Source organism: Variovorax sp. MHTC-1, from assembly GCF_003984645.1.
Classification (GTDB): domain Bacteria; phylum Pseudomonadota; class Gammaproteobacteria; order Burkholderiales; family Burkholderiaceae_C; genus Variovorax.
In genome coordinates, this window is the sequence record NZ_RWKI01000014.1 from 73,385 (window position 1) to 97,649 (window position 24,265).

General features: G+C 69.4%; 22 protein-coding genes. 8 read left to right on the forward strand and 14 right to left on the reverse strand.

Annotation, left to right across the window (positions count from 1 at the left end; all coding sequences use genetic code 11):
- Positions 1-791 precede the first annotated feature (791 nt).
- Complete coding sequence (locus EJI01_RS20735) at positions 792-2,531, forward strand: hypothetical protein (RefSeq protein ID WP_126839014.1); 1,740 nt, start codon at positions 792-794, stop codon at positions 2,529-2,531.
- Between the two features lie 15 nt (positions 2,532-2,546).
- Here EJI01_RS20735 and EJI01_RS20740 read toward each other — a convergent pair whose 3' ends face one another.
- Positions 2,547-3,272 carry an NDP-sugar synthase gene (locus EJI01_RS20740; RefSeq protein WP_126839054.1) on the reverse strand — a complete coding sequence of 242 codons (726 nt, stop codon included), beginning with the start codon at positions 3,270-3,272 and terminating at the stop codon, positions 2,547-2,549.
- Positions 3,273-3,283: 11 nt separating this feature from the next.
- A complete protein-coding gene (locus EJI01_RS20745) occupies positions 3,284-3,676 on the reverse strand; it encodes an S-adenosylmethionine decarboxylase family protein (protein ID WP_126839015.1) in 393 nt (130 codons plus the stop codon).
- Between the two features lie 103 nt (positions 3,677-3,779).
- Here EJI01_RS20745 and tkt point away from each other — a divergent pair, with 103 nt between their 5' ends.
- Positions 3,780-5,831, forward strand: a complete 2,052-nt coding sequence (gene tkt / locus EJI01_RS20750; protein WP_126839016.1) for a transketolase — start codon at positions 3,780-3,782, stop codon at positions 5,829-5,831.
- Between the two features lie 42 nt (positions 5,832-5,873).
- Positions 5,874-6,875, forward strand: a complete 1,002-nt coding sequence (gene gap / locus EJI01_RS20755; protein ID WP_126839017.1) for a type I glyceraldehyde-3-phosphate dehydrogenase — start codon at positions 5,874-5,876, stop codon at positions 6,873-6,875.
- Between the two features lie 165 nt (positions 6,876-7,040).
- Here gap and EJI01_RS29375 read toward each other — a convergent pair whose 3' ends face one another.
- The 3 genes from EJI01_RS29375 to EJI01_RS20770 all read right to left on the reverse strand — a co-directional run bounded on the left by EJI01_RS29375 (position 7,041) and on the right by EJI01_RS20770 (position 8,308).
- Positions 7,041-7,235 carry a putative quinol monooxygenase gene (locus tag EJI01_RS29375; RefSeq protein WP_260602556.1) on the reverse strand — a complete coding sequence of 65 codons (195 nt, stop codon included), beginning with the start codon at positions 7,233-7,235 and terminating at the stop codon, positions 7,041-7,043.
- 80 nt (positions 7,236-7,315) lie between these two features.
- Entirely contained in the window at positions 7,316-8,011 is a 696-nt protein-coding gene (locus tag EJI01_RS20765) for a hypothetical protein (RefSeq protein WP_126839018.1), read from the reverse strand.
- A 27-nt stretch (positions 8,012-8,038) separates the two neighbouring features.
- Complete coding sequence (locus EJI01_RS20770) at positions 8,039-8,308, reverse strand: hypothetical protein (protein ID WP_126839019.1); 270 nt, start codon at positions 8,306-8,308, stop codon at positions 8,039-8,041.
- A gap of 190 nt (positions 8,309-8,498) precedes the next feature.
- Here EJI01_RS20770 and EJI01_RS20775 point away from each other — a divergent pair, with 190 nt between their 5' ends.
- On the forward strand, positions 8,499-9,347 hold the full coding sequence (locus tag EJI01_RS20775; protein ID WP_126839020.1) for a helix-turn-helix domain-containing protein: 849 nt from the start codon (positions 8,499-8,501) through the stop codon (positions 9,345-9,347).
- Between the two features lie 6 nt (positions 9,348-9,353).
- On the opposite strand, the gene EJI01_RS20780 is transcribed toward EJI01_RS20775, so the two are convergent.
- Entirely contained in the window at positions 9,354-10,112 is a 759-nt protein-coding gene (locus EJI01_RS20780; RefSeq protein WP_126839021.1) for an alpha/beta fold hydrolase, read from the reverse strand.
- Positions 10,109-11,125 carry a M14 family zinc carboxypeptidase gene (locus EJI01_RS20785; protein ID WP_260602558.1) on the reverse strand — a complete coding sequence of 339 codons (1,017 nt, stop codon included), beginning with the start codon at positions 11,123-11,125 and terminating at the stop codon, positions 10,109-10,111. The genes EJI01_RS20780 and EJI01_RS20785 overlap by 4 nt, the downstream gene beginning before the upstream one ends.
- Before the next feature lie 82 nt (positions 11,126-11,207).
- Here EJI01_RS20785 and EJI01_RS29380 point away from each other — a divergent pair, with 82 nt between their 5' ends.
- Positions 11,208-11,339 carry a hypothetical protein gene (locus EJI01_RS29380; RefSeq protein ID WP_260602559.1) on the forward strand — a complete coding sequence of 44 codons (132 nt, stop codon included), beginning with the start codon at positions 11,208-11,210 and terminating at the stop codon, positions 11,337-11,339.
- A 21-nt stretch (positions 11,340-11,360) separates the two neighbouring features.
- Here the strand turns inward: EJI01_RS29380 and EJI01_RS20790 are convergent, their stop codons facing one another.
- Entirely contained in the window at positions 11,361-11,789 is a 429-nt protein-coding gene (locus tag EJI01_RS20790; protein WP_126839022.1) for a VOC family protein, read from the reverse strand.
- A gap of 45 nt (positions 11,790-11,834) precedes the next feature.
- On the reverse strand, positions 11,835-12,242 hold the full coding sequence (locus EJI01_RS20795) for a VOC family protein (RefSeq protein ID WP_126839023.1): 408 nt from the start codon (positions 12,240-12,242) through the stop codon (positions 11,835-11,837).
- A gap of 106 nt (positions 12,243-12,348) precedes the next feature.
- On the opposite strand from EJI01_RS20795, the gene EJI01_RS20800 reads away from it, so the two are divergent.
- Positions 12,349-12,993, forward strand: a complete 645-nt coding sequence (locus tag EJI01_RS20800) for a TetR/AcrR family transcriptional regulator (RefSeq protein WP_260602560.1) — start codon at positions 12,349-12,351, stop codon at positions 12,991-12,993.
- Between the two features lie 75 nt (positions 12,994-13,068).
- Here the strand turns inward: EJI01_RS20800 and EJI01_RS20805 are convergent, their stop codons facing one another.
- The 4 genes from EJI01_RS20805 to EJI01_RS20820 are packed head-to-tail and all read right to left on the reverse strand — an operon-like array spanning position 13,069 to position 17,359.
- Positions 13,069-15,279 carry a xanthine dehydrogenase family protein molybdopterin-binding subunit gene (locus EJI01_RS20805; protein WP_126839025.1) on the reverse strand — a complete coding sequence of 737 codons (2,211 nt, stop codon included), beginning with the start codon at positions 15,277-15,279 and terminating at the stop codon, positions 13,069-13,071.
- Positions 15,280-15,283: 4 nt separating this feature from the next.
- Entirely contained in the window at positions 15,284-16,279 is a 996-nt protein-coding gene (locus EJI01_RS20810; protein WP_185878991.1) for an FAD binding domain-containing protein, read from the reverse strand.
- On the reverse strand, positions 16,272-16,901 hold the full coding sequence (locus tag EJI01_RS20815) for a (2Fe-2S)-binding protein (protein WP_126839027.1): 630 nt from the start codon (positions 16,899-16,901) through the stop codon (positions 16,272-16,274). Before EJI01_RS20815 ends, EJI01_RS20810 begins: the two co-directional genes overlap by 8 nt.
- Positions 16,898-17,359, reverse strand: coding sequence for a DoxX family protein (locus tag EJI01_RS20820; protein WP_126839028.1), 462 nt, complete (start codon positions 17,357-17,359; stop codon positions 16,898-16,900). The genes EJI01_RS20815 and EJI01_RS20820 overlap by 4 nt, the downstream gene beginning before the upstream one ends.
- A 116-nt stretch (positions 17,360-17,475) precedes the next feature.
- Between EJI01_RS20820 and EJI01_RS20825 the strand changes: the two genes are divergently transcribed.
- Both EJI01_RS20825 and EJI01_RS20830 read left to right on the forward strand, forming a co-directional pair.
- Complete coding sequence (locus EJI01_RS20825) at positions 17,476-18,396, forward strand: LysR family transcriptional regulator (protein WP_126839029.1); 921 nt, start codon at positions 17,476-17,478, stop codon at positions 18,394-18,396.
- Positions 18,393-19,055 (forward strand): DNA-3-methyladenine glycosylase, encoded by a 663-nt coding sequence (locus EJI01_RS20830; protein ID WP_126839030.1) that lies wholly within the window; start codon positions 18,393-18,395, stop codon positions 19,053-19,055. Before EJI01_RS20825 ends, EJI01_RS20830 begins: the two co-directional genes overlap by 4 nt.
- On the opposite strand, the gene EJI01_RS20835 is transcribed toward EJI01_RS20830, so the two are convergent.
- Entirely contained in the window at positions 19,000-24,249 is a 5,250-nt protein-coding gene (locus EJI01_RS20835; protein WP_126839031.1) for a non-ribosomal peptide synthetase, read from the reverse strand. The two genes, EJI01_RS20830 and EJI01_RS20835, sit on opposite strands and share 56 nt — an antisense overlap.
- Positions 24,250-24,265: the final 16 nt, after the last annotated feature.

Here is a 24,265-nt window from a genome sequence, read left to right on the forward strand (position 1 = left end):
GCTTGAAAGTCACAGACAAAAGCGCGCTTCTGCTGCTTGTTGCAGCAAGCGCACTCGCAGGTTGCGGGGGTGGCGGTAGCGGCGGTGGTAACGGCGGCGGCGGATTCGTCGGGCTGGCAGACTCGGCGTCTGCTTCCACCACAGCTGAACCAGTCGAAACTGCAGCCACTAAGGAGGCAGCACCGGTCAGCAAGCTCGATGCGAGCTGGACCAAGGTTGCGGACGAAAATCAGTCGTTCACGCTCAGCTCCGGGACCGTCGTGCAATACGGCGCGAACGACACCTATGCCAACAAATCGCTTTCGGGCACCGTGGCGTGCAGCAACGCCACATTCGGCGATCCGCTGCCCTACGTGGTGAAAGCGTGCTACACGCAGACTGCTGCGGCACCCGCCCCAGCACCCGCCCCCGCCCCCGCCCCCGCCCCTGTGGCAGGAACGCGGCTCGCCGGCGAGGGTTCGTCATTCAGCGTCGCCTCTGCGACCCTGGTGCAGTACGGATCCGGTTCATCGTGGGTTCAAAAGACGGTCAGCGGCACTGGCAGCTGCACCAACGAATTCTTCGGCCGCGACCCTCTGCCCTTCGTCGTGAAGGCCTGTTATTCACTCGGTTCGGCAACCGCACCGGCTCCCGCGCCAGCACCGGCGCCTGCGCCGGCTCCAGCACCGTCGCCCGCTCCGGCACCGGCCCCTGCTCCGGCACCGGCACCGGCACCGGCACCGGCTCCGGCCCCCGTCTCTGGCGACGTCGTCGACAGCGCCGGCAACGTGCAGGCCAGCGCATACCGCGCCATGGCCCCGCTCCTCGGCAAGGCAGAAGGCATCGCCTACCGCTACGGCAACGCGCCGACCGTGAACAACACCGGCATCCCGACGCTGTTCAAGCGCGCGGACCAGACCATGAGCTACCACCCCGGCACCTGGCAGGTCGGCGGCCCGGTCCTGAGCGAGCACGGCCTCTACATGACCAACCAGGCGCACGTGGGCTTCGTCGCCGACAACACGGCGGTGCGCATGGGCGTGGGCAACCTGCAGATCTCCGCCATCGACCACAACACCTTCGCGCAAGCGCCGCAGCTGCCCTGGCAGGAAGCGGCCGCGTGGGACGGCAGCGCCGGGCGCACCAACTACAACGTCAGCACCTACAAGACCGCCGGCCTCACGACTGGCGACCCGGTGGCGGTGGCGCGCTGCGGCGGACGCGTGGGCTTCTGTGCGACCTCGCTGGTGGCCTTCAACAACGGCCTGATCGGCACCGCCGGCAGCAACACGGCAAACAACCGGACCACTGTGCAACTGCCCGCGAACAAGGTTCCGACCGGCATGGCCATCACCAACACCAGCGAATACGCGCTGGTGACGGTGTGGGACACGACGGCGCTCAAGGGCCAGGTGGCGGTGATCTCGCTGGCGGGGCTGTGCAACAACTGCAACCCGTACAACTCGGCGAAGAACGGCACCTACGACGCGTGGTACGACTGGTGGCATGAATGGAATGCCGTGTACCCCGGCCTGCCGAACATGGGCAACATCGCCTTCATGAAGGTGCTGGGCTACATCGATCTGCCGGGCATGAACGCGCCGACCGAAATCGCGGTGACCACCGGCTTCGACCAGTTCCACACCGCGTTGCCCGAGCAATACGGCGAGTTCATGGGACGGACCTACTCGCCCTTGACCGATCCGGCCAAGCGCGCGACCTTCTCGGGTTCCGGCAAGAACGCGAATCGGTATGCCAAGGCGGGCGTGGCGGTGGTGATCTCGAAATCGGAGAAGAAGGCCGCCTTCATCGACCTGAAGCCGCTGTTCAGCTACGTCAACAGCGTCTACTTCGGCACCGGTCCGACGGAGTTCACCAACCTGGGCCAGGCCGACAACCAGTGGCCGTACACCTTCGCGCACAAGCCGCAGCAGACGCCGACGGTGATCTCGACCGTGTCGCTGGACAGCAAGCCGACCGCGGTCAAGACGACGGTCTTCGGCAACGTGCACCGCGCCTGGGTCGCGACCGAAGAGGGTTCGCTGCGCATCTACGGCCTGGGCAACGTGCCCACCGGCACCACCGCGACGGACGTGGTCGAGCGGAGCCGTGTGGCGATCGGCAAGAACCCGACCTCGCTGGCGATCTCGAAGATCGATCCGGACAGTGGCGTCGATGCGAACAACCAGCAGGTGCTGGTGGCCTCGCGCGGCGATCGCAAGATCCAGTGGGTGCGGTTTGCCGCCGACGGCAACAGCGGCAGCGTGGTTCGCACCTTGCAGGACTCGCGCATCGTCGACCCGATCGCGGTGGAAGATGCCGACAACTTCGCAACCAACAACATGGTGCTGAGCATTGCCGATTACACCGGCAAGCAGGTGTCGAACTATCGCTATGGCGCGGTGATCTTCGCCGACCGCGGCGGCTCCTGGGCTTGTCAGCCGCCCACTGGATGTCCGGTTCAGGGCACCGGCGGCATGAACATGGAGTTCGGCGGCAGCTTCGCGATGGAGGGCAAGCCCTTCACGATCAGGACGGCGAACGTGCCCTGATCGACCGACTGTGATCTAGCCTGTATGCGGCCCGCCTTGTGCGGGCCGTTTTTTTTGGTTCAGTGCGGCAAGGCGCTCGGGCGTGCCGACGTCGGCCCAGGCGCCGGCATAGAGCTCGGCGTCGACCTGCCCATCCTTCATGGCGGCGCGCAGGAGGGGCGCGAGGGGCGCTTTCGTGCCTCCGGCGTTGCCGGCGGCGATGGCGCAGTACGGCGGCGCGAACAGCGTCGCGCGGTACAGGCCGATGGTCGAGAAGGTGTACTTCTCGGCTGCCTCGCAGAGCGCCAGCCCTGCGGGCGAGATTCCGAAATCGCCGCGCGGGTTGTGCGGCGGGTTCGGCACCAGCCACAGATGCGCGAGCCGGCCGCTGGCGGCGAAGCGATCGACGGCCTGCTGCGTGAACTCGAATTCCGGCGCGAACACGTCGCCTGCCAGCACCCAGAAGATGTCGCCCAGGAGCGGCAGCGCGCGCACGATGCCGCCTGCCGTCTCGAGCGCACCCCCGAAATCGCGGCCCTCGTGGGAATAGGCAATGTCGCAAGACGCGTGGCGGGAGCCGAAGCGAAGCGGAATCTGCTCGCCCAGCCAGTCGGTATTGATCACGAGCCCGGTGAAGCCGCCAGCTGCCAGGGCCTCCATCGGCCACTGCATCAGCGGCTTGCCCTGAACCTCGAGCAAGGGCTTGGGCGTGACATCGGTCAGCGGCCGCATGCGCTCGCCGCGCCCGGCGGCGAGGATCATTGCCTTGATGCTCACGCTGCGTCGGCCTTCCCGATGGTGCCGCGCGTCAATGCGTGCCTTTCCGCGTGGCCCGGCGAAAACAGCGCCTCCAGCGCCTCCATCACAGCCCTCGCCCGGGCCGAGTGGTCGGCGCCGAAGTTGCACACATAGACATCGAGCGTCACGCCGCGCTGCTCGGGCCAGGTGTGGACGCACAGGTGCGACTCCGCCAGCAGCACGGTGGCCGTCACGCCGCCGGGGCCCAGCGGCGTCGCAGGGAAGGCATGGAACAGCGTGCCGACCGCCTGCAACCCGGCCGCCTCCACGGCCTTGACGCAAGCCGCGCCGATGGCCTGGGCGTCCACCAGCCAATGCGTCCCGCAGCGGCAATCGTGAAGGTCGGCGGTGAGGTGCAAGCCATGCATGGGCGGCACTCTAGCAGCCCCGACCTGTGCCTCGGAGGGCCCGCGAAGCGCGCCCGTTAAAATACCGGGTTCCCCCTAACCTGCCCCCCAGAAAGCCGATCAGATGGCCAACCAAGCCTTGATGGCCAACGCGATCCGCGCGCTGGCAATGGATGCCGTACAACTTGCAAACTCGGGGCATCCGGGCGCACCGATGGGCATGGCCGACATGGCGGTGGCGCTGTGGGGCGAGCACCTCCAGCACAACCCCGTCAACCCGCAATGGTTCGACCGCGACCGCTTCGTGCTGTCCAACGGCCATGCCTCGATGCTCATCTACGCGGTGCTGCACCTCACGGGCTATGCCCTGCCGGTCGATGAGCTCAAGCGTTTCCGCCAGCTGCACAGCAAGACCGCCGGCCATCCCGAAGCCGGCGTAACGCCCGGCGTCGAGACCACCACCGGCCCGCTGGGCCAGGGCATCACCAACGCGGTCGGCTTTGCGCTGGCCGAGAAGCTGCTGGCCGCCGAGTTCAACCGCAAGGACCACGCGATCGTCGACCACTACACCTACGCCTTCCTCGGTGATGGTTGCCTGATGGAAGGCATCAGCCATGAAGCCGCGGCGCTGGCCGGCGCCTGGAAGCTGGGCAAGCTGATTGCGCTCTACGACGACAACGGCATCTCGATCGACGGACCGGTGAAGCCCTGGTTCATCGACAACACCGAAGAACGCTTCAAGGCCTACGGCTGGAACGTGATCGGCCCGATCGACGGCCACGACGTGAAAGACGTGTCCAAGGCCATCGACAAGGCCAAGAAGCACACCGACAAGCCAACCCTCATCATCTGCAAGACGCAGATCGGCAAGGGCAGCCCGAACCGCGCCAACACCGCCAAGGCGCACGGCGAGCCGCTGGGCGCCGACGAGATCGGCCTCACGCGCACCGCGCTGCAATGGGCGCACGAGCCCTTCGAGCTCCCGCACGCCGTGTACGAAGAGTGGGATGCCAAGGCCGCCGGCGCCCAGCGCGAAGCCGCGTGGAACGAAAAGTTCGCCGCCTACGCGACGCAGTACCCCGACCTGGCAGCCGAGTTCACGCGCCGCATGAAGGGCGAGCTGCCGAAGAACTTCCACCAGACCGCCTTCGACACCGTGGTCGCCGCCCACACCAAGGGCGAGACCGTGGCGTCGCGCAAGGCCTCGCAGCTGGCGCTCGAAGCCTTCACCGCCGCCCTGCCCGAACTGCTGGGCGGCAGCGCCGACCTGACCGGTTCGAACCTCACCAACACCAAGAGCACGCCCGCCCTGCGCTTCGACAAGAACGGCGCCGTGGTCCGCACCGAGGGCAACGAACAGGTCCCCGACGGCATGCCGGGCCGCCACATCAACTACGGCGTGCGCGAATTCGGCATGGCGGCCATCATGAACGGGGTGGCGCTGCACGGCGGCTTCATTCCCTACGGCGGCACCTTCCTCACTTTCAGCGACTACAGCCGCAACGCGATCCGCATGGCGGCGCTGATGAAGCAGCGCGTGATCCATGTCTTCACGCACGACTCCATCGGTCTCGGCGAAGACGGCCCGACGCACCAGTCGATCGAGCATGCGGCCTCGCTGCGCCTGATTCCCAACCTCGACGTCTGGCGTCCCGGCGACACCGCCGAGACCGCGGTGGCCTGGGCCGTCGCGCTGCAGAACGCCGACCGCCCCACCGCGCTGCTGCTGTCGCGCCAGAACCTGCCCTACTCGCCGAAGAAGGACCTGGGCGACATCAGCCGCGGCGCCTACGTGCTGTCCGAGCCGGAGGCCGTCGGCCTCAAGAACAAGAAGCTCAAGGCCGTCATCATCGCCACCGGCTCCGAGGTGCAGCTCGCGCTGAAGGCCCAAGAACTGCTGGCCGCCAAGAACATCGGCGCGCGCGTGGTCTCCATGCCGTCCACCACCACCTTCGACCGCCAGGATGTGGCGTATAAAAAGAGCGTGCTGCCCAAGGGAACGCCGCGCATCGCGGTCGAAATGGGCGCCACCGACGGCTGGTGGAAGTACGGCGTCGCGGCCGTCGTCGGCATCGACACCTATGGCGAGTCGGCACCCGCCGGCGTGCTGTTCAAGCATTTCGGATTCACGGCAGAGAACGTCGCTGCCACGGTCGAAGCGGCGCTCAAGCGCTGAACGCGACCGCACCCAGTTTTCAACCCTCCAGGAGCAAAGCACATGGCTATCAAAATCGGCATCAATGGCTTCGGTCGCATCGGTCGCAACGTTCTCCGCGCGGCGGTGCAGAACTTCAAGAACGACATCGAGATCGTCGCCATCAACGACCTGCTCGAGCCCGACTACCTGGCTTACATGCTCCAGTACGACTCGGTGCACGGCCGCTTCCAGGGCGAGATCAACGTCGAGGGCAACACCCTCGTCGTCAACGGCAAGAAGATTCGCCTCACCCAGGAGCGCGACCCGGCGCAACTCAAGTGGAGCGACGTCGGCGCCGACATCGTGCTCGAATCGACCGGACTGTTCCTCACCAAGGAAACCTGCCAGAAGCACCTCGACGCCGGCGCCAAGAAGGTGATCATGTCGGCGCCCAGCAAGGACGACACGCCCATGTTCGTCTACGGCGTGAACGACAAGAAGTATGCCGGCGAAGCCGTCATCAGCAACGCCAGCTGCACCACCAACTGCCTGGCGCCGCTGGCCAAGGTGCTCAACGACAAGTGGGGCATCAAGCGCGGCCTGATGACCACCGTGCACGCCGCCACCGCCACGCAGAAGACCGTCGACGGCCCGAGCAACAAGGACTGGCGCGGCGGCCGCGGCATCCTGGAAAACATCATTCCTTCCAGCACCGGCGCGGCCAAGGCGGTGGGCGTGGTGATCCCCGAGCTCAACAAGAAACTCACCGGCATGAGCTTCCGCGTGCCGACCTCCGACGTGTCGGTGGTCGACCTCACGGTGGAACTGGTCAAGGAAGCCAGCTACAAGGAGATCTGCGCCGAGATGAAGGCGCAGAGCGAAGGCGCGCTGAAGGGTGTGCTGGGCTACACCGAAGACAAGGTGGTCGCCACCGACTTCCGCGGCGACCCGCGCACCTCGATCTTCGACGCCGAGGCCGGCATCGCCCTGGACGGCACCTTCATCAAGCTCGTAAGCTGGTACGACAACGAGTGGGGCTACTCGAACAAGTGCCTGGAGATGGTGCGGGTGGTGGCGAAGTAAGCCGCCGCCGCGCCGAACGACAGACGCGCCTTCGGGCGCGTTTTTTTGCGTCTACACCGGCTCCAGCACGTGGATGACCCGGTTCTGGGTCCAATCCTTCACCTTGGCGCCGTAGGCCGCCATGTGCGGCGCGGTAGCGTGGGCCTGCAGCGCGGCCAGCGTTTCCTACTTCTCGATCACGACGAAGGTGTCGTCGCCGAAGGAGCCGCGCGAAGGCGGCATGCCGGCGGCATCCACCGTGGCGGCGTATTCGATGCAGCCCTGCTCGGCCAGCACCGCGGGCCGGTTGGCGCGGAAGGCCTCGAGGATCCGATCGCGTTGGCCGGGCTTGGCCGTGATGACGGCGACGACGTGAATCATGGGCAGGTGCTCCTTTGGAATGGAGCGTCGAATTTAGAGCCAAGAAGCCGTTCGCGCCTGTCGCCTGGGGAGCGGCCCGGTCAAGTCCTGGCGCCCAGCGGCCCGGCCGGGTGCCAGCCGCGCTCGGGCATGTCGTGGGCGTGGTGGAGCTGCATGCCTTGCGTCGCGAAGCTCACGACGCCGCGGCGCCGAAGCGCGTCGGTCACGATCTTGTAGTCGAAGGACAGCGCATCGCGGCCCACGGAGATGAACGCGGACTTCGTGTAGCGGCGCTGGTCCCGCGGCTGGCGTTCGCCCGCGATCCGATCCAGCACGCGGCTCGAGAGGTTGTCCGACCTGCCTTGATTGGGCACCTGCATCAGTCGAAGGCTGGCCGGCAGGTCGATTCCCAGGCGCTCCGCGAACGTGCACGCGCCTTCCAGCGCCCGAACACCCGCGTTGCCCGTCAGCAGCACACCCCGGCCTTCGAACTCGCTGTACAGCACGGCGCTCGACTCGTCCTCCGCGCTCGTGGCCGCCGTGCGAGGGAGCGGCTCGAAGTCCCACCGGCCGCCGACACCCGCGCCGGCAAGGCGAACCCATCGCGCCACGTCGGCCAGCGTGAGCGCCGCCGACCGCGGCAGGCGCGCTCCGAACGCCGGCAGCAAGGTGTCGACATACCACTGCCGCCGCGGCGAGAGCACCGTGAACGGTCCGATGAGGGCGCCCGCAAAGGGCTCGTGCACCGGGATCCCCTGGGCCAGCGCGAGCTGTTCGAGCCGATGCGCGGCGCCCAACTTCTTCCATACGCGTTCAGATTGCGCTCAGGGCCGATGCATCCACAGTTCGCCGACGTTGAGCTTTTCCAGGACCACGCCCAATCCCTCGCTGTGCTGGCGCGCGGGGTTGGAACTCACCACGTAATCCACGTGGGAGGTCAGGCAATGCTCCTCGATGTGCGCGACCAGTCGCCTGCCCGAGGCGGCCGTGCCGCCGTCGTAGACGAGCAGCCTGTAATTGCCGGGCGCGCCCCAGCGAACGGCGATAGCGGCCCCGTCCGCGAGCACGGGGAAAAAATCGACTTCGTAGCCCACGCGAACTCCCTGATAGCCTTTGTGTGACAGCGAAAATCTCGGCGCCGCCCGGTGAACCCGGATCTCGCGGCAGGCGTTTCGCCTGCCATCTGCGTGACGCGCAATATACGCTGGTTCGCGCACGTCATGCGCGTTTGGATCGAGCTACGCTCCGTTCGCTTCTCAAAGCGCAACGACCGCAACAATTCCAATGTCCACTCCTCGTTCGGCAGATTCCGGTGCCGAAATCACGCTCGCGGCGCAGTGCGTTCGGGCGCTGCTCGATCGCCATGGCGTTCCGCGGCGCAAGCATTCGGCCGTCGTGACCGAAGTCCTCAAGCTGTCGTATTCACAAGGCAACCGGCGCCTCACAACCGATGCAACCTGGGCGCTGGAGGAACTGCGCGCACTCGCCCAGCAGTACGGCGAGACATTGACCGACCTGATCTCGCTGGGCCAGGCCGACAGCACGGTGGATGCGATCGTCAACCTCGGCACGGCCACCGTTCCATGCCGGATCGTGCGCGGGCCGGCCGTCCATAGGCCGAGGAAGGGCGCCTTGGTCGCGGCAATGGTCGATTCGGTATGGCAGGTGCTGCCGGCCGAGCACGATCTCGCAACCCAGGCCTATGACATCCAGCGGCTCGTCATGGAGCCATCGTCGGCCGTCAGCCGCCGCATCGCGGTGCTGGACGATCACCCCGACAGCGCGCAGGCGATCGTCGACCACCTCGAGGCCGGCGGATTCGACCCCGTCAAATTCACCAGCCTGGACCGGGTCACGGCAGCCGCCACGGCGGAGCGTTTTGACGGCTACGTGCTCGACTGGATCCTGGTCAGGGGCGGAGAAAGGGTCACTGCGCAGGGCCTCATCGCGTCGATTCGCTCGCGCGATGCGCACTGCCCGATCATCGTGCTGACAGGCGAAGTGCGAACAGGTCTCGCCGACGAAGCCGATATCGCGGCCGCCATGACGAAATACCGTCTGAAGTTCTTCGAGAAGCCGGCTCGGCTGCCGATCATTTCGGCCGCCCTCGCCGGCGCTCTTGCCGCCGGCTGACGGGCCCTAAGCGCCAGCCCGCGCCGCCCAGCGGCCGACCTGCTCGGCCAGCCAGCGCCCATCGTCCAGCGGCAGGTCATGGCCGGCGGTGGGATGTTCGACCAGCTCGATGCCCCATTGCCGCGCCAGTCGTCGAGAGCAGCGCACGTCCACCAGCGCGTCGCGCGCGCTTGCCAGCGCCAGCAAGGGCACGGCCGGCGCCTGGGCCGGCGCACGGTAGCGCGCCGCGGCCAGCAGTTGCCGCACGGCGTTGGATGGCGAGACCGGCTGCGCTTCGCGCAGCGCCGTCCAGCGATCGATCACGGGCGCCTCGGCCTGCAGGTGGCGGCTGGTCAGGCGCAGGATGGTTTGCTCGCGCCGGCGTGCAGCATGGCGCCCGAACAGAAGACCGAGCAAGGCACCGTAGTTCACCGGCCGCAGGCGCCGGTACCAGGGACTGAAGGGGCGCAGGCTGGTGTTGATCAGCACGCAGCCGGCGAGGTCCCGGGGATGCTTCGCGGCCCAGTCCACCGCGACCATCGCACCGAGCGACATGGCGAGCAGATGGAAGGGCGGCTCGATGGCCAGCGCTTGCAGTTGCTGCCGGCAGCTCTCCATCGTCGCTTCGATCCGCGCGGGGCTGCGTGCCTGGTTCAGACGCCCGTTGCCCGGGAGGTCGAGCGCCACGATCCGGGCCCCGGGCAAGCGACTTTGCAGAAGTGCCGGGAAGTCGCCCCAGTGGCCGCTTTCCCGCGTCAGCCCCCGCAGCAGGATCCAGGTGCTCATCGCCCGTACCACCGCGCCATCGCCTGCTGCCGGTGGTGCGTTCTCTGTTCGCCGGCCGGCAGCCACCGCTGGTAGCTGCACACGGCCCGCGTGACGAAGTCCAGCCAGCCGATGTGCCGGCGCAGCACGCGCTGCTGCCGGTGCTCGATCATCGGATTGAAGATGCCGTGGCGCGAAAAGATCTGGCGCGGGTTCTTCTTGATCCACAGCCACGAGCCCATCTCCAGCGTCACCGGCAGGAACACCGTGTCCGGCCGGCCGGCGGCGTCCAGGTACAGGTGGTCCCACAGGTCGCCGTGGGCCAGGTACTGGCGGCTCTGCGGTTCCAGCCGGTAGCGGTGATGCAGCAGCGTCTGGTCGAGGATTTCGCACAGCGCGTGCATCTCGGGAAGATGGGCGATCGGGCGGGCGGTGTGCGCATGGGGAAACCAGATGCGGTCGGTCAGGCCGAAGCCCGAATGGCAATCCACCGCCACGCTCAAGGGCCGGCCCAGCAGCTCGGTCTCCACCAGCGCGCACAGCGCGGCGCTCTCGCATTCCATCGCTCGGCCCTGTGCACCGCGGTACCACGGCAGGCCCGGACTGATGCGCTGGCCGCCGACCAGGAAAGGCACCCGCTCCTTCGACTCGACGGGTGCGTTGCGCATCAGGTCGACGCCATTGGGATTGGCGCGCGTGCCGAGCCACAGCCCGCCCGGATTGACCAGCGGCATGAACACCAGGCGCATCGCCTCCAGCTGCCGGTGCAGCGTCTCGTCCCACGCCAGCCGCATCACGATGCTGCGCAGGTAGGCGATCGCCACCTCGGCGCCGATGCGCTCCAGGCCGTGCACGCCGCCGAAAAAGCCGACCGCCGGGGCGTCGGCGCGCGCGCTGCCGAGCACGAAGGCCTGGACCGGAAACCGCCGCTCGCCTGCCGTGACCTCGCACAGCACGCGCTGTTCCATCAGCGGACCCGCCAGCTCGGCGAGCTTCTGCAGTTCGAACAGTTCGGGCAGGTCCGTCGGATTCACTCGTCAAATGGAAGTCGGGTGAAACCAGGATAGCGGCATTGCATGCCATCAACGTGTCACACACCGCACTTAGGGTGGGACCATGCCTCGCATGCTCTGGCCCACCACAAGCCATTCGCTCCGCGCACTCGGCGGCGCCCTCGTCTGGGGCGTGGTCGAAGTGGTCGCCCTGGCGCGCTCGCGCTGGAGCGCCCGCAGGCACGCCGGCCGCTGAGCGCCCGCCTGCCTCACTCAGTCACTCGGCCAGCACCATCCACGACACGCCGAAGCGGTCGGCCACCATGCCGAAGGCCGGCGAGAAGAAGGTCTTGGCCATCGGCATCTGGACCTGGCCGCCTTCGCAGAGCGCGTCGAAGAGGCGCCGCGCCTCGGCTTCGTTCGGCGCGGTGAGCGCGAGCGAAATGCCCTGGAACTTGGGCTGGCCCTGGGCCATGCCGTCGGAGGCCAGCAGCTCGGTGTCGCCGATCTGGAATGAGGCGTGCATCACCTTGTCCGGCGAGATGGGCGCGCCGGTGCCGTTGCCGCATCCCTCGGCGGCGCCCTGGGGGTCGGGGTTGTCCTTGAAGCGCAGCAGGTCCTTCACCTTGGCGCCCAGCTTGCTGCCGTAGAACTCGAGCGCCTCTTCGCAGCGGCCGTCGAAAAACAAATAGGACTGGACTTTCATTTCGGATCTCCTTTGGGGGGTGGTGGGATATCGCCGATGCCGGCTTCAGCTCTTGGGAAAAGCGCTCATGTCCATGTACGCCAGCTCCCAGAGGTGGCCATCGAGGTCCTCGAAGCCGTGCTGGTACATGAAGCCGTGGTCCTGCGCCTTGTTGGGCGTGCCGCCGCCGGCGGCCACCGCCTTGGCGACCTGCGCATCGACCTCGGCGCGGCTGTCGCACGACAGGCACAGCAGCACCTCGGTGCTCTTCTTCGCGTCGGCGATGGTCTTGGGCGTGAAGGTCTTGAAGTAGCTCTCGACCAGGAGCATCACGTAGATGTTCTCGCCGACGATCATGCAGGTGGCGTTCTCGTCGGTGAACTGCGGGTTGAACTTGAAGCCGAGGGCGGTGAAGAACGCGACCGACTTGTCGAGGTTCTTGACCGGCAGGTTCACGTAGATCTGGGTCGCCATGGGTTTCTCCTTTGAAAAGCGCGATGGTTGGGGAAAGTCAGGTTTTGTGTACAACGTCCACAAGAAGATAGCAGACATAATGGACGCTGTCCACATGGAATTGAAAATGAGTGTCCCCAGCCCCGTCCCGCCTGCACGCAGCACCTATCGCCATGGCGATCTGCGGCGTGCGTTGTTGGAGGCAGGGGTCGAACTGGCGCGCGCCGGCGGGCCCGAAGCCGTGGTGCTGCGCGAGGCCACCCGGCGCGCCGGCGTGGTGCCCAATGCGGCCTACCGGCATTTCGCGAGCCGGCAGGCGCTCTTGCAGGCGGTGCGCGCCGCAGCGCTGGCGGCGGCCGCGACCGCCATGGAAGCCGAGCTCGCTGCGCTGAAGACCGATGGCGATCCCGCTGAAGTCGCGCGCGCGGCGGTGCGCGCCATCGGCGCCGGCTACCTGCGCTTCGCCCAGACCGAGACCGGCCTGTTCCGCACCGCCTTCGGCCCGCCGCTGGACGTGGAAGGCGCGCCGGACGAGGCCAAGGGCGGCCGGAGCGGACTGAATCCCTTCGAGCTGCTGGGCGCCGCCCTCGATCAACTGGTCGCGGCCGGCGCGCTGCCGCCCGAGCGCCGGCCGGGCGCCGAATTCCTGGCTTGGTCGGCGGTGCATGGGCTGGCCCTGCTCATCATCGACGGCCCGCTGCGCGGCATGCCGCGCGAGCAGACGGATGTGCTGGGCGAGCAGCTGCTGGACATGGTCGAAAAAGGCCTCTAGCAGCCGCCGCGATTCACTCGGCAACCTCCGCGCTATGCACTGCGGTGCTATTCGACTTGGGAGCGGCCCGGCGTCTCATGCCCGCAGCAGGTCCTCGACGCGCACCGGCAGATGACGCAGCCGCTTGCCCGTCGCGTGGAACACGGCATTCACGATCGCCGGCGCCACGCCGACCATCGCGACTTCGCCGAGGCCCTTCACGCCCAGCGGATTGAGCCGCGGGTCCGGCGTGCCGACGAAGTCGACCTCGATGCGGCCGATGTCGGCGGCCACCGGCAGCACGTACTCCGCCAGATCGGCGTTGAGAAAGCCGCCATGGCGCGGATCGACTTCGCTCACTTCGCGCAGCGCGGCGCCGATGCCCCAGACCACGCCGCCCTCGACCTGGCTGCGCGCGGTGCGCGGGCTCGCCACCGTGCCGCAGTCCGCGATGCTGACCACGCGCGGCACGCGGATGCGGCGCGTGGTCGGCTCCACGCGCACCTCGACGAAATGCGCGATGAAGCTGTAGGCCACGTAGTCCGGATACACCGGCCCGCCCACCGCCGGCAGGCCGCCCGTGAGCCGGCCGTAGACCTGCTCGGGCTGGCCCGGCGCGCGCCGGCGGCTCTCGGCCTCGGCAAAAGGGCGGCCCGAGGCGCGCAGCAGGGCGAGCGCCGTGCCGCTGCTGCCGCCCGCCTGCTGGCGCAGGTCCTCCATCAGCCGCGCCGCGGCGTCCTGCACCGGCGGCAGCACCGTCGCCGTGCCCCAGGAGCCGGCGGTCAGGTGCTGCGGCGCGGCCTGCGTGTCGCCGATCGCGATCTCGATCGCCGCCACCGGCGCACCGAGCGCACGCGCCACCGCCAGCGCGATGGCGGTGCGGATGCCCTGCCCCATTTCGTGGCCGCCGACGGCGACGCGCACGCGCCCGTCGGCCTCGAGCCGTACCTTGGCCACGGCCGGCGCGACGGCCGCCTTGTAGGCGCCAATGGCGACGCCCCAGCCCATGAGGCTGCCGTCCGGCGCGCGCATCGAGCCCGGCGCCATCGATCGCCGCGCCCAGCCGAAGCGCTGCACGCCTCGCCTCAGGCACTCGGCCACGTGGCGCGATGAAAAAGGCTTGCCGGTGATCGGATCGCTCCTCGTGTCGTTGGCGAGCCGCAGCGCCACCGGGTCCTTGTCGAGCGCGTACGCCAGTTCGTCGATCGCGCATTCGAAGGCGAAGCCGGCCGGGTGCTCGTGCGGCGCCCGCATGTAGCCCGGCGTCTGCACGTCGGTGCGCACCAGCTGCTCGCTGCCGCGGAAATCGGCGATGCCGTAGAGCCGCGACGTCATGTCGGTGCCGGTCGAGGGAAACAGGTCGTGGCGCGAGGTCTGCTGCTCGGTCTCGTGTATCGCCGCCAGCAGGCGTCCCTCGCGATCGGCGCCGAGTCGCACGCGATGCCGGCTCGCGGGCCGGAAGCTCGCGGCGTGGAAGAGCTGGCCGCGCGGCACCACCAGCTTCACCGGCCGCCCCAGCATGCGCGCGGCGATCGCGGCCAGCACCGTTTGCGACTGCAGCGAGTTCTTCTGCCCGAAGCCGCCGCCGAGGGTGGGCGAGAGCACGCGCACCTTCGCCGCATCGATGCCGAGCTGCCGCGCGAGCCCGTGGCGCACGCCCTCGGCGTTCTGGGTCGGCTCGTGCACGGTGAGCATGCCGTCCCTCCACTCCGCGACCGTGGCGATGAGCTCCATCGGGTTCTGGTGCTGGGCCGGCAGCTCGTAGCGCGCGTCGACGGTGACGGCGGCGCGCGCCAGTGCCGCGTCTGCATCGCCCGCGCGCTTGTCGGCGAAGGCCGGCTGCGGAAGCACCGAGGCCTGCGCCACGGTTTGCGCGCCGGGCGAGCCGATCGTCGCCGCGAAGGGGCTCGCCTCGGCCTCGACCGTCACCAGTGCCGCCGCCTCGCGCGCCGCCTCGAGCGTGTCGGCCACCACCAGCGCGAGCGCCTGGCCGCGGTAGGCGATCTCGGCCGAGCGCAGCGGCTGGAAGCTCTGGAAGCCGAAGCCGCTGCCGCTCATCAGGAAGCCGCCGCTCTCGAAGGCGCCGATGTTCTCGTGCGTGAGCACCAGCCGCACGCCGCGCACGCGCTGCGCGGCTGCGCTGTCGATGCGCAGGATGCGGCCGCGCGCGATGCGCGAGGGCACGAGCATCGCGTGCAGCAGCCCGGCGCGCGCGTCGTCGGCCGCGTAGCGCGTGGTGCCGCGCACCTTGTCGCGCGCGTCGACCCGCTCGGCGCCGGCTCTCGCGTTGTTCGTTGTGGTTGCCATGAGATCAGTTCCTGTCCTTGGCCAGCATGAGTGCGTCGGTCACCGTCTCGATGCCGAGCGCGACCTTGAAGCCGTTGTGTTCCAGCGGCTTCGCGCCGGCGAAGGCCAGCTCCGCCGCGCGCCGTGCCGTGGAGCGCGTGAGCGGCTGGCCGAGCAGGCTGCGCTCGGCCTCGCCGGCGCGCCACGGCGTGGTCGCCACGCCGCCGAGCGCGATGCGCGCATCGAGCACGCGGTTGCCCTCGATCTGCAGCCCGACCGCTGCCGAGGCCAGCGCGAAGGCATAGGACTCGCGGTCGCGGATCTTGTGGTACGTGGAGGCGCGCCCCGCCGGCACGCGCGGCACGCGGATGCGCACGATCAGCTCGCCGGCCGCCAGCACCGTCTCCAGGTGCGGCGTGGCGCCCGGCGCGCGATGCAGCTCGGCCACCGGCACCGTGCGCGCGCCGCGCGGACCGATCGTGTCCACCTCGGCATCGAAGGCCGCGAGCGCCACTGCCCAGTCGCCCGGATAGACCGCGACGCAGGCCTCGCTGCCGCCCAGCAGCGCGTGGCCGCGGTTCTGGCCCGCGAGCGCCGCGCAGCCGCTGCCCGGCGTACGCTTGTTGCAGGCGTACTCCGGCCCGCCGCGGAAGTAGGCGCAGCGCGTGCGCTGCAGCAGGTTGCCGCCCACCGTCGCCATGTTGCGCAGCTGCTGCGAGGCGGCTTTCCAGAGCGACTCCGAAAGCGCCGGAAACTCGGCTTTCAGCACCGCGTTCTCCGCCACTTCGCTCATCGGTGCGAGCGCGCCGATGCGCAGCTCGCGCCGGTCGGAGGTGTCGATGCCGCGCAGGCCGTCGATGCCGGTGATGTCGACCACCGTGGCCGGCGCTTCCACGCCCAGCTTCATCAGGTCGTAGAGCGTGGTGCCGCCGGCGAAGTAGCGCGCGCCGGGTTGATGGCGCGCCAAGAGCTGCACGGCTTCATCGGTGCTGCGCGGCCGGAGGTAGGTGAAGTCACGCACGGCCGTTCTCCTTCGGCATCCGCGCAGCCGCATCGCGGATCGCTTCGAGGATTCCCGCATAGGCGCCGCAGCGGCAGATGTTGCCGCTCATGTACTCGCGGATCTGCTCGTCGCTCGCCGCATGGCCTTCGCGCACGCAGGCGATCGCCGCCATGATCTGGCCCGGCGTGCAGTAGCCGCACTGCAGCGCATCGTGATCAATGAAGGCCTGCTGCATCGGGTGCAGCGTGCCGTCGGCCGACTCGATGCCCTCGATGGTGGTGACGGCGCGCCCGTCGGTCTTGACCGCCAGCGTCAGGCACGAGGCGACGCGCCGGCCGTCCACGTGCACCGTGCAGGCGCCGCACTGGCCGTGGTCGCAGCCCTTCTTGGCGCCGGTCAGACCGAGCTGCTCGCGCAGCACGTCGAGCAGCGAGGCGCGCGGCTCCAGTGCGAGCTGGTGCACGCGGCCGTTGACCGTGACGCGGGTGGCGGTTGCGGACGGGGCCGGGCGGGGCCTCTCGCTCACGGCGGCGCAGCCTGCGCCGGCGGCGGCCGCGCCTACCGAGGCCGTGCCGGCCATGAAGGTGCGGCGGTTGAAAGCCACTGCATCGCAAGCGGTCGTGTTCGAAGTCTTGTTCATCGTGCGTCCAGCGCGCCGTGGCCGCTGCCTCGGCAGGCGATGTAGAAGGCGAGCAGGGCCAGCACCACCGGGTACTCGATGCCGCGGTCGATCCAGGGATAGGTCGGCCCGAGCAGGTAGCAGATCACCAGCATCTGCACCAGCACCAGTGGCGCCACCAGCCGCGACAGCAAGCCGAGCGCCAGCATCAGCCCGCCCACCCCTTCGAGCAGCGCGACCGCCCACGCGATCAGCGGCGCGCCGGGCAGCTGCAGCACGTTGGCGATCAGGTTCGTCGATGCCGCCATCGGGTCGGCCATCGACCCATGGCTGCGACCCAGCAGCTTCGGCACGCCATGGGTCATGAGCGTCAGGCCGAAGCCGATGCGCAGCAGCAGGTACGCCAGCGGCTCGAGCCGTTCGAGGAAGGCGCGCAGGCGGGGAACGATCAGGGCGGACGCAAGGGTCGTCGAACTCATGGGAACACTCCTCGGGGTGAAAAAAGCAGTTGCCCGAAGTCTGGCTATTCCCCACGCAGCGATAAATATGCAAGCATTGCCAATACTGTTCAACACGACTCAACAATAGGACCCGGATGGACCGTCTCGATGCCCTGCAGCTGTTCGTGCGCATCGTCGAGCTCGGCAGCTTCACCCAGGCCGCCGCGGCCCTGGGCATTCCGCGGGCGACCGCCACCCACTCGATCAAGGAACTGGAAGCGCGCGTGCGCGTGCGCCTGCTGGAGCGCACCACGCGCCAGGTGCGCACCACCGTCGACGGCCAGACCTTCTACGCACGCTGCCGGCAGGTGCTCGATGACCTGGAAGACGCCGAGTCCTCGCTGGCCCACGCAGCGGCCAACCCGCGCGGGCGGCTGCGGCTGGACATCCACGGCGAGGCGGCGACCCAGATCGTGCTGCCCCGCATCGGCGAGTTCCATCGCCAGTACCCGAACATCGAGCTCGCCCTCGGCAGCGGCGACCGGCTGGTGGACCTGGTGCGCGAAGGCGTGGACTGCGTGGTGCGCGCCGGCGAGCCCAAGGATTCGTCGCTGGTCACGCGGCGCCTGGCGCTGCTGCCGCAGGTCACCTGCGCCAGCCCGGCCTACCTGGCGGAGCGCGGCACGCCGCTCTCGCCGGCCGACCTCGCGCAGCACCTGGCCGTCAACTTCTTCTCTGCCTCGCGGCCCGATGTCTTTCCCTTCGTCTTCCTGGTGGACGGCGAAGCGCGGGAGTACATGCTGAAGGACTGGATCTCCGTCAACAGCGCCAACACCTACCTCGCCGCCGTGGAGCAGGGCTGCGGCATCATCCAGCTGCCGCGCTACCACGTCGAAGCGCAATTGCGCGCGGGCACGCTGGTCGAGATCCTGCCCGACACGCCCTGCCCGCCGATGATCTATTCAGTGCTCTATCCGCACCATCGCCAGCTTTCGCCTCGCGTGCGGGTGTTCGTCGACTGGGTGACGCGCGTGTATGCGGAGCGCTTCGGCGCGCTGGAGGGCTACGCCGCGTGAAACCCCATCGCCCGCTTGCCGCGGCTGCCGCCATCGACTTCGCCGCGCCCTCGCACGAGGTCGCGCGGGCGCTGATCGGCGTCACGCTGCTGGTCGACGGCGTGGGCGGCCGCATCGTCGAGACCGAGGCCTACGACCGCGACGACCCGGCTTCGCACAGCTTCGGCGGTCCGACCCTGCGCAACGCCGCGATGTTCGGGCCGCCGGGGCGCGCCTACGTCTACCGCTCCTACGGCATCCACTGGTGTCTCAACTTCGTCTGCCGCGAGGAAGGGCACGGCGCCGGGGTGCTGATCCGCGCGCTGGCGCCTTCGATGGGCGTCGAGCGCATGCGCGCGCGCCGCGGGCTCGAGGACATCCGCCTGCTCTGCGCCGGCCCCGGCCGCGTCGCGCAGGCGCTGGGCATCGATGGCAGCTTCAACGGCAAGTCGCTGGATCGCCCGCCCTTCGTGCTGCTGGCCGCGGCGGACGATCATCCGGCGGTGATGGTCGAGACCGGGCCGCGCATCGGCATCTCCAAGGCGGCCGACGTGCCCTGGCGCTTCGGCGAGCGCGGCTCGCGCTTTTTGAGCAAGCCTTTCCGTCCGGCAGCGCGCGGCGCGATCAGTGCGACCCCAGGTTCTCCTCGCGGGCGACCTGCTGCAGGCTCTCGTAGATGAGCCGGCGCGGCGCGACCTTCCATCCGAGCAGCGCTTCGATGGCGGCCACCGAGCGCATGGCCAGCAGCGAGTGACCGCCGAGGTCGAAGAAGTTGTCGGTGCGCCCGATCTTCTCGATCCCGAGCAGCTCCGACCAGATGCCGGCGATGACCTGCTCGCTGTGCGTGGCCGGCGCCACGTAGCTGCGGCCGTCGGCCAGCACGACGTCGATGACCGGGGCCGGCAGCGAAGCGCGGTCGACCTTGCCGTTCGGCAGCATCGGCATCGCGTCGAGCGCGACGAAATGCTGCGGGATCATGTAGTGCGGCAGGCGCGTGCGCAGGTGCTCGCGCAGCTCGAAGGGCGTGGGCGCGGTGCCGCTGCGCGCCACGCAGTAAGCCACCAGCCGCACGTCTTCCTCGCTCTCGGCCCGCGTCACGGCCACGCAATGGACGACTTGCGGATGATCGAGCAGCGCAGACTCGATCTCGCCCATTTCGATGCGGTAGCCGCGCAGCTTGACCTGGTGATCGGCGCGGCCCAGCAGCTCGAGCAGGCCGTCGTGGCGCCAGCGGCCGAGGTCGCCACTGCGGTAGAGCTGTGCGCCCGCATCGTCGCTGAAGGGGTCCGGCACGAAGCGCTCCGCCGTCAGCGCGTCGCGGCGGTAGTAGCCGAGGGTGACGCCGGCGCCGCCGACGTAGAGCTCGCCCGGCACGCCGATCGGGCAGGCATGGCCGTGCTCGTCGAGCACCCAGACCGTGGTGTTGTCGATCGGCCGCCCGACGGCGATGCCGGTGCGCGGCGACTCGACCTTCCAGGCCGTGGTCCAGACGGTGGTCTCGGTGGGGCCGTAGATGTTCCAGAGCTCGGCACTGCGCTCCATCAGCCGCTCCGCCAGGATCGGCGGCAGCGACTCGCCGCCGATCAGCGCGCGAAAGCCCGGCGAACCGCTCCAGCCGGTTTCGATCAGCGCGCGCCAGGCGGAGGGCGTGGCCTGCAGCAGCGTCGCGCCGTGCCGTTCGAGCAGCTCGCGCAGGGCGGCCGGCTCGTGCACTTGCCGCTGCGAGGCGATCACCACCTTCGCGCGCACGACCAGCGGCAGCAGCAGGTCGAGCACCGAAGGGTCGAAGGACGGGCTGGTGATCGCCAGCACGCAGTCATCGGCCGCGAGCCCTGGCATCTTCACCATGCCGGCGAGGAAGTTGACCACGCCGCGGTGCGGCACGCGCACGCCCTTGGGCTGGCCGGTGGAGCCCGAGGTGTAGATCAGGTAGGCCTCGTCGGCCGGCGTGGCATCGAGCTCCGGCTGCGGCTCCAGCGCGTCGCTCGAGTGGCCGGCCGTCAGGGCCGCGTCGTCCACCGCCAGCATGGGCACGTTCAGCCCGTCGAGGATGGCGCTCGCGCTGCGCTGCGTGAGGATGGCGGACAGGTCGGCGTCGGCCGCCATGTAGCGCAGCCGGTCGACGGGATAGTCGGGGTCGAGCGGCACATAGGCCGCGCCCGCCTTCATCACCGCGAGCTGCGCGATCAGCATCTCGGGGCTGCGCTCGATGCACAGCCCGACGCGCCGGCCGCGTGCGATGCCGCGCGCGCGCAGCATGTGCGCCAGCCGGTTCGACTGCGCTTCGATCTCGCCATAGCTGAGCGTGCCGCCCTCGGCGTCGATGACGGCCACGCGCGCGCGGATCTCGGGCGCGCCCAGGCCCAGGTAGCGGTGCACCAGCTGCTGCGCGGGCAGCGGCGCCTTGGCGCCGTTCCAGCCGTGGCGCAAGAGGCTCATCTGCGCCGGCGACAGCATCTCGTATTCGGACAGGTGGCGCTCGGGCTGCGCGAGCAGCCGCTCGACCAGCGCCAGGTAGTTCTCGAGCATGCGCGCGGCGCTGGCCTCGCTGTAGAGGTCGCTCGCGTATTCGAGGTGGATGCGGTGCGAGAACTCGGTGTCGATGTGCATCGACAGATCGAACTGCGCGGCGGTGCGCTCGAAATCGAACTCGTCCACTTCCAGGCCGAACAGCTCGGGCTTGCCCACCGGCGCATTCAGCACGTTGAAGAGCACGCGCACCGGCCCCTCGGGACGCAGCGTGCGGTCGTGCCCGAGCGCATCGATCAGTTCGTCGAAGGGCGCCTCCTGGTGCGCAAAGGCTTCGAGCGCGTTCCTGCGCACGCGGTGCACGAGCTGCGTGAAGCTGGGGTCGCCCGTGAGGTCGGTGCGCATCACCAGCGTATTGACCAGGGTGCCGACCAGCTGCTCGGCGGCAAAGCGGTGCCGGTTCGCGATCGGCATGCCGATCGCGACGTCTTCCGTCTTCGCCTGCCGCGCGAGCATCAGCACGAAGGCCGACAGGTAGATGACGAAGGGCGTGACGGCCTCGCGGCCGCCGTACTCGCGCATCGCTTCGCGCAGCCGCAGCGGCAGCTCCGCCGACACGCGTGCGCCCTTGAAGCTGGCCTTGGCCGGGCGCGGGAAGTCGGTGGGCAGGTCGAGCTCCGGCAAATCGCGCAGGCGTTCGAGCCAATACGCGAGGTGCGGTCGCCTGGCCTCCACCGATTCGGGCCGGCGCTGCCAGGCGGCGTAGTCGGCGTAGGCGATGGCGGGCGGTGCCGATTCGGGCTTGCGTCCGGCCGCCAGGGCGCCGTACGCCGCGAGCGCCTCGCGCATGAGCAGTGCGCCGGCCCAGTTGTCGGTGATCGCGTGGTGCAGCAGCCAGAACAGCACGTGATCGCGCTCGCCGAGCCGGATGAGCGTCGGCCGGTGCAGCGGCGCCTGCGAGAGATCGAAGGGCTGCGCGAGCCGATGTGCCAGCAGCGCGCGTGCCTCTTCGTTGCGCTCGCGGCCCGGCAGATGGCTCAGGTCGATGAACTCGATCGGCACGGCGAGCTTCGGCGCGATCGATTGCATGGGCTCGCTCTCGCCCATCACGAAAGCCGTGCGCAGGCCTTCGTGCCGCTCGACCATGAGGTCGAGCGCCTGCTGGCACAGGGCAGGCTCGAGCGCGCCGCGCAGCCGGATCGCGATCGGCACGTTGTAGGCGGTCGATGCCGGGTCGAAATGCTGGATCACCCACATGCGGCGCTGCGAGAGCGAGACCGGCAGGGGTGCGCCGCGCGGCACGCGCTCGATGCTGCCGCCGTGCGCGGCGGCCGTCTCGCCCGATGCACGCTGCCGCTGCACCTGCGCCGCCATCGCAGCGACGCTCGCATGCTCGAACAACTCCGAGAGCGGCAGCGCCACGTCGAAGCGCGCCTCGATGCGCGAGAGCACCTGCGTCATCCGCAGCGAGTTGCCGCCGAGCTCGAAGAAGCTCTCATGCACGCCGAAGGCGCGCGTGCCCAGCACCTCGCGCCAGATGTCCCAGACGGCCTGCTCGCGCGCGTCGCGCGGCATCACGGCGCCGGGCCGTTCGTCGGGGCCGGCCTGGGGGTCGAACGCCGTCGCCTCGTCGCCGCCGGTATCGACCGGCGCCGCCAACGCGAGCTCGTTCGCGAGAAAGGCTTCGCGGCAGCGCTGCCGCTGGATCTTGCCGCTCGAGGTGCGCGGCAAGGCACCGGCGCGCACCAGCGCCACCGCGTGCACCGGCAGCCCGTGCTCCACCGCGATGGCGCGGCGCACCGCGCGGAAGACCGCCTCGGCGTCAGGAGGTTCCGCGCGCCGCTCGAGCTCCAGCGCCAGCACCGCCGCCTCGCCGCCCGGCGTATCGACCGCGAAGGCGGCACCGTGGCCCACGCGCAGATCGGGGTGGGCGCGCTCCGCGCTCCATTCCAGGTCCTGCGGATAGTGGTTCTCGCCGTGGACGATCACCAAGTCCTTCAGGCGCCCGGTGACGAACAGCTCGCCGCGGTCGAAAAAGCCGAGGTCGCCGGTGCGCAGAAAAGGCCCGGCGCCGTTGGCGAGGTGGCCGCCGAAGACGGCTTCGCTGGCCTCGGGCTGCATCCAGTAGCCCTCGCCCACGCTCGGCGAGCTCACCCATATCTCGCCGACCTCGCCGTCGGCGCAGGGCCGGCCGTCTTCGACGACCAGGATCTCGGTGTTCGGCAGCGCCCGCCCGCAGCCGACCAGGCGACGCACCTCGCCCGACGTGTCGGCGACGGGTTCGAAGCGATGGGCCAGCAATGCGACCGCATCCGCGGAGACGATGCGCGGCGGCGCATCGAGCATCCCCGAGCTCACGCCCAGCACGGCCTCGGCGAGGCCATAGGAGGGCGCGAAGGCATTCGGGCGCAGCCCGGCGGCGCCGAAGACATCCAGCACGCGCTCGACCGTCGCGGCGCGGATCGGCTCGGCGCCGCAGGTCAGCGACACCAGGCTGTCGAGGCGCACGCCGAGCGGCTTGTCGCCCAGTGCCTGCAGGCAGGCGGCGTAGGCCGATTCGGGGGCGCCGCTGTGCGTGATGCGGTGGGCCGCCACGGCCTCCAGCCAGCGCAGCGGCCGGCGCAGAAAAGCGATGGGCGACATCAGGTAGCTGGTCGCGCCCGTGAGGGCGGGCGCCAGCACGCCGAACACCAGGCCGTAGTCGTGGAAGTGCGGCAGCCAGCAGAGGGCCCGGCTGGTTTCGTTGCCATGCGTGGTCGCGACCACGGCGCGGATGTTGGCGATCACGTTGGCATGCGTCAGGCGCACGCCGCGCGGCGCGGAGGTGGAGCCGGAGGTGTACTGCAGGTAGGCGAGGCTGGTGGGCTCGGGCGCCGGCGGCGCGAAGGTTCCGGTTTCGGCGCCGGCCAGCGTCGCCGGATCGGGCAGCGCCATCCAACGCGCCATCGCGAAGGTGGCCGGATCCAGCGTGGCGGCCGCGGCATCGAGCAGCGCGGCGCTGGTCAGCACCAGCGCCGCGCGCGAATCGGCAATCAGGCTGCGCAGGCGCGGCGCCGCATGGTGCAGCCGCACCGGATCGGGCGCGGGAACCGGCACCGCCACGCGTCCCGAGAGCAGGCAGGCCCAGAACACGCGCACGAAGTCCAGCCCGGGCGCAAATGCGAGCAGCACGCGGTCGCCGGCGTGGCTCTGGGTCGACAGCCAGGCAGCGATGGCGTGGACATCGGCCTGCAGCCGGCCGTAGCTGCTCTCCTGCGCGACGCTCAGGTCGTCCTTGAGAAATCCATAGGCCACCTTGTTCGCGTGCGCCTCGCACTGCGCGTCGAACAGCGAGACCAGGCTTTGTTGGGGCAACACGCTGGGAGCAGCCGCGGACAAGGCGGTCTCGGTCGATGAATGAAACATGGATGGATTGGGCCCC

What these genes read in the sequence shown, in the direction of transcription:
- EJI01_RS20735 (WP_126839014.1), top strand. Translation starts at nt 792, where the DNA reads ATGGCCCCGCTCCTCGGCAAGGCAGAAGGCATCGCCTACCGCTACGGC.
- EJI01_RS20740 (WP_126839054.1), bottom strand. Translation starts at nt 3,272, where the DNA reads ATGATCCTCGCCGCCGGGCGCGGCGAGCGCATGCGGCCGCTGACCGAT.
- EJI01_RS20745 (WP_126839015.1), bottom strand. Translation starts at nt 3,676, where the DNA reads ATGCATGGCTTGCACCTCACCGCCGACCTTCACGATTGCCGCTGCGGG.
- tkt (WP_126839016.1), top strand. Translation starts at nt 3,780, where the DNA reads ATGGCCAACCAAGCCTTGATGGCCAACGCGATCCGCGCGCTGGCAATG.
- gap (WP_126839017.1), top strand. Translation starts at nt 5,874, where the DNA reads ATGGCTATCAAAATCGGCATCAATGGCTTCGGTCGCATCGGTCGCAAC.
- EJI01_RS29375 (WP_260602556.1), bottom strand. Translation starts at nt 7,235, where the DNA reads ATGATTCACGTCGTCGCCGTCATCACGGCCAAGCCCGGCCAACGCGAT.
- EJI01_RS20775 (WP_126839020.1), top strand. Translation starts at nt 8,499, where the DNA reads ATGTCCACTCCTCGTTCGGCAGATTCCGGTGCCGAAATCACGCTCGCG.
- EJI01_RS20780 (WP_126839021.1), bottom strand. Translation starts at nt 10,112, where the DNA reads ATGAGCACCTGGATCCTGCTGCGGGGGCTGACGCGGGAAAGCGGCCAC.
- EJI01_RS29380 (WP_260602559.1), top strand. Translation starts at nt 11,208, where the DNA reads ATGCCTCGCATGCTCTGGCCCACCACAAGCCATTCGCTCCGCGCACTC.
- EJI01_RS20790 (WP_126839022.1), bottom strand. Translation starts at nt 11,789, where the DNA reads ATGAAAGTCCAGTCCTATTTGTTTTTCGACGGCCGCTGCGAAGAGGCG.
- EJI01_RS20795 (WP_126839023.1), bottom strand. Translation starts at nt 12,242, where the DNA reads ATGGCGACCCAGATCTACGTGAACCTGCCGGTCAAGAACCTCGACAAG.
- EJI01_RS20800 (WP_260602560.1), top strand. Translation starts at nt 12,349, where the DNA reads ATGAGTGTCCCCAGCCCCGTCCCGCCTGCACGCAGCACCTATCGCCAT.
- EJI01_RS20805 (WP_126839025.1), bottom strand. Translation starts at nt 15,279, where the DNA reads ATGGCAACCACAACGAACAACGCGAGAGCCGGCGCCGAGCGGGTCGAC.
- EJI01_RS20815 (WP_126839027.1), bottom strand. Translation starts at nt 16,901, where the DNA reads ATGAACAAGACTTCGAACACGACCGCTTGCGATGCAGTGGCTTTCAAC.
- EJI01_RS20820 (WP_126839028.1), bottom strand. Translation starts at nt 17,359, where the DNA reads ATGAGTTCGACGACCCTTGCGTCCGCCCTGATCGTTCCCCGCCTGCGC.
- EJI01_RS20825 (WP_126839029.1), top strand. Translation starts at nt 17,476, where the DNA reads ATGGACCGTCTCGATGCCCTGCAGCTGTTCGTGCGCATCGTCGAGCTC.
- EJI01_RS20835 (WP_126839031.1), bottom strand. Translation starts at nt 24,249, where the DNA reads ATGTTTCATTCATCGACCGAGACCGCCTTGTCCGCGGCTGCTCCCAGC.